Raw genomic sequence first — 3,384 nt, 5'->3', positions numbered from 1 at the left:
TGGCGACCGTGGCGAGGCCATCGACGATGCCCGCGCGGCGGGATCCGAGGAAGTCGCTCGAGACGACCTCCGGCGAGACGATGTTATCAATCTGCTTGTGCAGCGCGGAGTGTAGCGACATGGTGCGCAGGTAGGTGTTGAGCTCTTCCTTGTCGGTACCGGCCTCGAGGGTGAGGTTGAGGATCGCCATCGACACGTCGGGGGTGGGAACCCGGATGGCGTTGCCGGTGAGCTTGCCGGCCAGTTCGGGCAGCGCCTTCGCCACGGCCTTGGCGGCTCCGGTCTCGGTGATGACCATGTTGAGGGCCGCCGAGCGTCCCCGTCGATCGCCCGAGTGGAAGTTGTCGATGAGGTTCTGGTCATTGGTGAAGGAGTGCACCGTTTCGACGTGTCCCTCGACGATGCCGAAGCGGTCGTTGACGGCCTTCAGCACCGGGGTGATCGCGTTTGTCGTGCAGGATGCGGCCGTGACGATGAGGTCGTCGGCGGTGATCGAGGTGTGATTGATGCCGTGCACGATGTTCTTGAGCGCACCCTTGCCCGGCGCGGTGAGCAGCACCCGCGCAACTCCTGGGCACGTGAGGTGCTGGGAGAGGCCCTCGGCATCGCGCCAGCGGCCCGTGTTGTCGACGACAACGGCATTGTGGATTCCATATGACGTGTAGTCCACCGAGGCGGGGTCACTCGAGTAGATGACCTGGATCAGCGTGCCGTTGGCGAGAATCGTATTGTTGATCTCGTCGACCGTGATCGTGCCCTCGAAGGGGCCGTGCACGGAGTCTCGGCGCAGCAGGCTCGCGCGCTTGATGATGTCGTTCTCCGAGCCCTTGCGCACGACGATCGCCCGCAGGCGCAAGCCCTGGCCGCCGCCGGCATGCTCGATCAGGATGCGGGCGAGCAGCCGACCGATGCGGCCGAAACCGTAGAGCACGACGTCGGTGCTCGTGCGTTCGTCGAGCCCGTGCTGGCCGACGATCGGGCCGAGTTCCTCGCGCAGGTACTCGTCGAGGGTCGTGCCGGCAACACTCGCACGGTAACCGACCGCCAGGCGAGCCACGTCGAGCGAGGCGGCGCCGAGGTTCAGGGCACCGAGAGCCTGCAAAATAGGCAGCGTCTCTTCGAGCGGCAGCTCGACATCGGCGATGTGCCGCGCAAAACGGTGGGCCTTGAGGAGCCCGACCACAGACTTGTTGACCAGGCCGCGCCCATACACGCTCGTCACCACATTGTTCGTGCGGTAAAGCCGACCGATCAGGGGAATCATGGCTTCAGCCAGCGCCTCCCGGTCGATCCAGAGTTGCCGAGCACGATCCGCTGCCTGAGTGTGATTCACTACGCTACTTCCTACCGTCGTTGGTTTGTGTGAGCGCCTGAAGCCTACCGCCTCGTCACCCGTCTAACGCCTACCCGGGCGACCACCCGAGCCCTACCCGAGTACCTACTCGTCAATCGCCAGTTCCTTCGGCAGCTCGAAGTCCTTCGAGGCGAGTTCCTCGACGTTGACGTCCTTGAACGTGAGTACGCGCACCGACTTCACGAAGCGATCGGAGCGGTAGACATCCCACACCCAGACATCTTTCATCGTCAGCTCGAAATAGAAGTCGTGCTCGGTATCCCGGCGCACGAGCTCCACCTCGTTTGCCAGGTAGAACCGCCGCTCGGTTTCGACAACGAACTGGAACTGCCCGACTACGTCGCGGTACTCGCGGTACAGGGCCAACTCGACCTCGCGGTCGTAGTCCTCAAACTCGTCTTCTTCCATGGTGACCCAATCCTAGTTCGTGCTGTGAGGTCGACGAATCTAGGCCAGGGTTTTGAGCCAGGACCGCCGGTGCAGCTCGCTCGGGCCGAGTTCGGCGATGGCACTCATATGAGCCGCACTGCCATACCCCTTGTTTCCGGACCAGCCGTAGCCGGGAGTGACCGAGTCGTAGGCGATCATCATGCGGTCCCGGTGCACCTTCGCAATGACGGATGCCGCGGCCACCGACCCGCAATCCCGGTCGGCCTTGATGCGGGTCACCACGCGCAGCGGCGTACCCAGGGCCCGCGTGAGCCAGTCGTCGCTGCCGTCGAGCAGAACGACGCTCGCGCGCACGTCGACTCCATGGTCGTGCAGCTTCAGAAGGGCTCGCTTGCCGGCCAGCCCGAGGCAGGCGATGATGCCGAGCTCGTCGACCTCCTGAGCGGTCGCAAGTCCGACAGCCGAGTAGCGCGCCCACGCTTCGGCGCGCGGGGCCAACAGCTCACGGCGGGGTTCGCTGAGCATCTTCGAGTCACGCAGACCCTCCGGAAGAGGGGTGACGTTCACGTCGATCGCGGCCAGCCCCACGGCGACCGGCCCGGCCAGCGCGCCTCGGCCGACCTCGTCACAGCCAATCAAACAGCCCTGTCCCGACGCGAGCGAGGGGTAGGCGGCAAGCAGTTCACGTTCCACGTCGAGAGTGGGATCCGAAACGGCCACTTACTCGCCGTCGGTCTGCGTGCCGGTGGGTACCTCGGTGTCGGTCGCGCCATCATCCGTCTGTTCGACGCCGCGGAAAACGTCGGCGTGGTTGTCGAGCCAGCTCAGGTGCCCCAGCGGCCAGCTCACCACGAGGGCGCGTCCGACCACGTTCTCGAGAGGCACGTAGCCCTCACCGGGGGTGGTGCCGTTGTAGCGGGAATCCTTGGAGTTGTAGCGGTTGTCGCCCATCATCCACAGCGAATCGGCCGGAACGACGACGTCGAAATCGTCCTTGGACACGCGGGTCTCACCGGTTGGGGCGATGTAGGAGGACTCGTCGAGGGCGATGTCGTTGACGCTCATCTGACCGAGCGCATTGCAGCAGACCACGTGGTCGCCGGGCAGGCCGATGACGCGCTTGACGAGGTGATCATTGCTGTCGGGCGCCGACAGACCGACGATCGATGCAAGCCAATCCAGGGACGCCACGATCGGGTTCTGTTCGACCTCGACCGACGGGGGCAGCCAGCCGCCCGGGTCGGTGAAGACCACGACGTCGCCGTGTTCGATGGGCATCAGGCCCGGCTCAAGCTGGTTTACGATGATGCGGTCATCGACCTGCAGCGTCTGTTCCATCGAACTCGAGGGAATGTAGAACGAACGAATGAGAAAGGTCTTGATCAGGAACGAGATGAGCAGTGCCACCACGAAAATGACCAAGAGGTCGCGCAGGAAGAGCAAGACGCTACGCTTCTTGCTTCTGGGTGCTTCTGATGCCCGGCGATCCGATCGCGAGGTCAGTACTTCTTCTGTCAATTAAACCGCCTGAGCTCCGGATCCACTGTACGGGATCCGGAGCTCAGGTTGATACGAGGCCTAGCTTTACGCAGAAGTTGCGGGTTAGCGCTTTTCCTTGATCTTGGCCTTCTTGCCACGCA

General features: G+C 63.7%; 4 protein-coding genes. All 4 read right to left on the bottom strand.

The window, feature by feature from the left end; genetic code table 11:
• On the bottom strand, positions 1–1,264 hold a 1,264-nt coding region (locus tag H7290_RS17815; RefSeq protein ID WP_290515360.1), incomplete at its 3' end, for a glyceraldehyde-3-phosphate dehydrogenase.
• Positions 1,265–1,438: 174 nt separating this feature from the next.
• Positions 1,439–1,762: a DUF2469 family protein gene (locus H7290_RS17810; RefSeq protein ID WP_119976661.1), complete on the bottom strand. Its 324-nt coding sequence runs from the start codon at positions 1,760–1,762 to the stop codon at positions 1,439–1,441.
• Positions 1,763–1,801: 39 nt separating this feature from the next.
• On the bottom strand, positions 1,802–2,437 hold the full coding sequence (locus H7290_RS17805) for a ribonuclease HII (RefSeq protein WP_290515359.1): 636 nt from the start codon (positions 2,435–2,437) through the stop codon (positions 1,802–1,804).
• Between the two features lie 27 nt (positions 2,438–2,464).
• Positions 2,465–3,187 carry a signal peptidase I gene (gene lepB, locus H7290_RS17800; RefSeq protein ID WP_290515358.1) on the bottom strand — a complete coding sequence of 241 codons (723 nt, stop codon included), beginning with the start codon at positions 3,185–3,187 and terminating at the stop codon, positions 2,465–2,467.
• Between the last annotated feature and the right edge of the window lie 197 nt (positions 3,188–3,384).

The sequence above is a fragment of the Aeromicrobium sp. genome, assembly GCF_014378035.1.
Taxonomy (GTDB): Bacteria; Actinomycetota; Actinomycetes; order Propionibacteriales; family Nocardioidaceae; genus Aeromicrobium.
The sequence above is the reverse complement of the archived record's forward strand: the minus strand, read 5'-3'. Positions and strand labels throughout refer to the sequence as shown.

Excerpts from the sequence above, each read along its gene's own strand:
- H7290_RS17810 (WP_119976661.1), bottom strand. The coding sequence starts at position 1,762 with ATGGAAGAAGACGAGTTTGAGGACTACGACCGCGAGGTCGAGTTGGCC.